Source organism: Alcanivorax sp. (assembly GCF_051117345.1).
Lineage (GTDB): Bacteria > Pseudomonadota > Gammaproteobacteria > Pseudomonadales > Alcanivoracaceae > Alcanivorax.
Window position 1 is genome coordinate 1 of record NZ_JBNPEC010000006.1, and the last position, 3,710, is coordinate 3,710.

Consider the following 3,710-nt stretch of genomic DNA (forward strand, 5'->3'; position numbering starts at 1 on the left):
CTGGGTCATCAAGGATATCGACTGAACACGCAGGAACGGTGTTTGTCTGGCAAACACCGTTCCTGGGATAAAGATCGTGCGTGCCGCGTGAAGCGGGTCGCGTGCAAGCGTTTGTTATAACTCAACACGGCAGCTAGCAATCATGGGTAAGAACGTAGTCATTCTCGGCACCCAGTGGGGTGATGAAGGCAAGGGCAAGATCGTTGATCTGCTCACCGATCAGGCCTCTCTGGTGGCCCGCTTTCAGGGCGGTCATAACGCCGGCCATACCCTGGTGATCGACGGCAAGAAAACCGTCCTGCATCTGATTCCCTCCGGCATTCTGCGCGATGACGTGCAGTGCCTGATCGGCAATGGTGTGGTGCTGGCCCTGGATGCCCTGCTCAAGGAAATCGGCGGCCTGGAAGCGAATGGCGTGCCGGTGCGTGAGCGTCTACGTCTGTCTGCCTCCTGCCCGCTGATTCTGCCGGTGCATGTGGCGCTGGATCAGGCCCGGGAAGCGGCCCGTGGCAACAAGAAGATTGGCACCACCGGTCGTGGTATCGGTCCGGCCTACGAAGACAAGGTGGCCCGTCGCGGCCTGCGTCTGGGGGATGTTTACTCCCGCGAGCGCTTTGCTGCCAAGCTGGGCGAAGTGATGGATTATCACAACTTCGTGTTGCGCAGTTACTACAATGCCGAGCCGGTGGATTTCCAGAAGACCCTGGATGAAACCCTGGCCATGGGCGAGGACGTACGCAGCATGGTCACCGACGTGACCACCGTGCTCCACGGTGCCCGTGAGCGTAACGAGAACATCATGTTCGAAGGGGCCCAGGGTACGCTGCTGGATATTGACCACGGCACCTATCCCTATGTGACCAGCTCCAACACCACCGCTGGCGGCGCCGCCACCGGCACCGGTTTCGGCCCGCTGTATCTGGACTACGTGCTGGGCATCACCAAGGCCTACACCACCCGGGTGGGTAGCGGTCCTTTCCCTACAGAGCTATTCGATGAAAACGGCCGTTACCTGGCAGAGAAAGGCCATGAGTTCGGTTCCACCACCGGTCGCGCCCGTCGTTGTGGCTGGTTTGATGCGGTGGCCCTGAAACGCTCCATCCAGATCAACTCCATCACCGGTCTGTGCCTGACCAAACTGGATGTGCTCGACGGTCTGGAAGAAGTGAATATCTGTATTGGCTATCAGGATGAGCAAGGCAATTCCCTGACCTGCGCCTGGGATGCGGATAGTTACGAAGAGGTGAAGCCGATTTACGAAAGCCTGCCCGGCTGGACCGAGTCCACCCTCGGCGCCAAATCCGTGGATGAGCTACCTGCCAACGCGGTGGCTTACCTGAAGCGGATCGAGGAAGTGACTGGTGCGCCCATCGATATCATTTCCACCGGCCCGGACCGTGTGGAAACCATCATCAAGCGGCACCCGTTCTCCTGAAGCGGTTTTTCATGCGATAAAAAAACGCCCCGGCATGCCGGGGCGTTTTTTGTTGGTGATGGCGGAAATTATTCCGCTGCGTTGGAGGTGTACAGCCACAGCATGTTGTTGACGTGGTTGCCGGAATCTTCGCCGATCAGCAAGCGACCATCGTTCATGACGTACAGATTGTCCGGCTGCGCGATGCTGTCTACAGCGCACTTGTCACCGGTGGCGCCGCCGTCATATGGCCCGCCTACTACTACCGGCTCCATGCGGCTGACGTTGAAATCCGCCTCCAGATCGAACCGGTAAACGATGCCGCAACGGTTGGCGTTGATGGCAATATCTCCTGCGCCGTCAGCCATGGAGCCGGCCACGTCTGCCATTGCCACATACATGAAGGGTACGTCGCCGCTGGCTGCGCCGGCGGGGTTGATATTGATCCCTTCCATCTTGTTGAACTCGGTGGTCGCACCCATGGCCATGGCAACCGCGTTGGTTTCCAGGAAGGCGATGGGGTCAAGGGCGCTGTTGTCGCCGCCAGCCACGTAGGCTGCGACATAATCGTCTACCTGCTGCTGGGAAATGTAATTGGTGTCACCATCAACGAAATCGCTTTCATCCAGGCCGTCGAAGGAGCGGATGAGGGTCGCGATGGTGGCGTTATCGGATTTGCCGAGTTCGATCCAGGCGATGTCAAAGCCGGTAGTGGCATTGTCAGTGCTGGCATCCTGGGTCACCTTGGCCGCATACAGGGTGCCCGCTGACAGGTCCTGAGCGTTATCGGCGACAAGTTTGAAAAAGCCCTGGGAGCCGCCGTCGGAGGTCAGGTAGACGGTTTTTTCATCGGGCATGATGATGGCATTTTCATGGGCCATGCGACCGGTGGTGAAGTGTTTCACCGGTTCTGGTGTGCCGGTGGGGGCTGTCAGCTCCACGATATACCCGTAGTCATAGGGGTTGGGAAAGGTCCCGTCCAGGTAGGCCTGGATGTTCTTCACATCGTTGTAGCTGGGGTAGCCGCCGGCGCCGGCCTGGTTCCACTGTGCCGCAGCTGACACATCGTAGGCCATGTAGTTTTCTTCCGAGGTAAGTGGCGTACCCCAGGGAGAGACGCTGCCGAAACAGTTGATCATGGTGCCGTTGACGCCGCTGAAATCCACATTGAGGGCGCCATCCACGGTCCAGCCGTTATCTGTCTTGCTGAGGGCCAGGCGGGAAACGCCGCCGGGACGATCTTCCCAGGCGGTGAACAGATAGCCGCTGTCCTCGCCATCGGCGATCCAGGCATTGAAGTCCGGGTCGTTGGACTGCAGAACGGAATCCTCATTCTTGTCCAGCACCGTGATATGACCGAGCCCGAAGGGCAGGTCTCCGCGGTAGTTGTGACCTTCGCGACCGAGTACCTGGTAGCTACCCAGAGCCATGCGAGTGGTCTCTGCATCACTGCTGGTAGGGTCGGGCACAGTAACCGGTTCAATGCCGGCGGCGAGCTCGTTGATGTTGGCGCCTACCCAGGCGCCGACGGCGGCCTTGTTTTCCGCATCCGGGAGAGAGTCAGCCGGGTGCTGGATATTGAAGAAGGCATTGCCTTCTGCGGTCACTTCCAGGCCGGTCAGTTCGGCGCCCAGCGGAATGGTGGCCAGACGAGTCAGAGGAAGGGTTGCCGGTTGTTCGCCACCGTTGTTGGCGTTGTTGTCATTATCGCTGTCGCCACCGCAGGCCGCCAGCAGGGATGTGGCAGCAATGGCAATAGCCAGCTGTGTTTTGCGTGTATAGATAGTCATGGTTTTCCCACCAGTTGTCGAATGAACTCAAGGGTGAGAAAAGCCTAGGGCGCAAACTATGAAGTTTTATGTCGCTGAAAATAACATTAAATGACAATGCATCCCGCGCCCTGTTGTGTGCGGGCGCGGGGCAGGTTGTCAGGGATGCCGGGCGAGCTTCTCCTGGTCTTTCGGGGATGGCCAATCCATACGCAAATCCCATTGGAAGAAGCGGAATTCCGCTGGCAGTGGTGGCTCACTTTCATCCACTTCGGTAAATACATTTTCGGCGGGTAGCCAGGTGGCATCGCGGCCGTGAATGTAGCTTTGGTGACGAACAATATGGGTATAGGCCTTGTTCAGTTTCAGGGCTCGCTCCCGGGAAGGGGTGATCAGGGTATAGACGTCGGCATCAGCAATGGCCTGCTCATTCAGGCTGCCGTCCGCATGGTACCACTTGTCCACCATCTCCGGATTCTCCCGGAACTCACTGCCGCCCCCGGCCCGTTTCAGGTAGTTGCGAATTT

Annotated in this window: 2 protein-coding genes and 1 pseudogene; 1 reads left to right on the plus strand and 2 read right to left on the minus strand. The window is 58.5% G+C overall.

Features of this window, described 5'->3' with window-relative positions:
* Positions 1-142: 142 nt before the first annotated feature.
* On the plus strand, positions 143-1,435 hold the full coding sequence (locus ACFE0K_RS00405) for an adenylosuccinate synthase (RefSeq protein WP_434534173.1): 1,293 nt from the start codon (positions 143-145) through the stop codon (positions 1,433-1,435).
* 68 nt (positions 1,436-1,503) lie between these two features.
* Here the strand turns inward: ACFE0K_RS00405 and ACFE0K_RS00410 are convergent, their stop codons facing one another.
* A complete protein-coding gene (locus ACFE0K_RS00410) occupies positions 1,504-3,204 on the minus strand; it encodes an alkaline phosphatase PhoX (RefSeq protein WP_434534174.1) in 1,701 nt (566 codons plus the stop codon).
* A 138-nt stretch (positions 3,205-3,342) separates the two neighbouring features.
* Positions 3,343-3,710, minus strand: a pseudogene (locus ACFE0K_RS00415) (hypothetical protein); the annotation flags it as partial.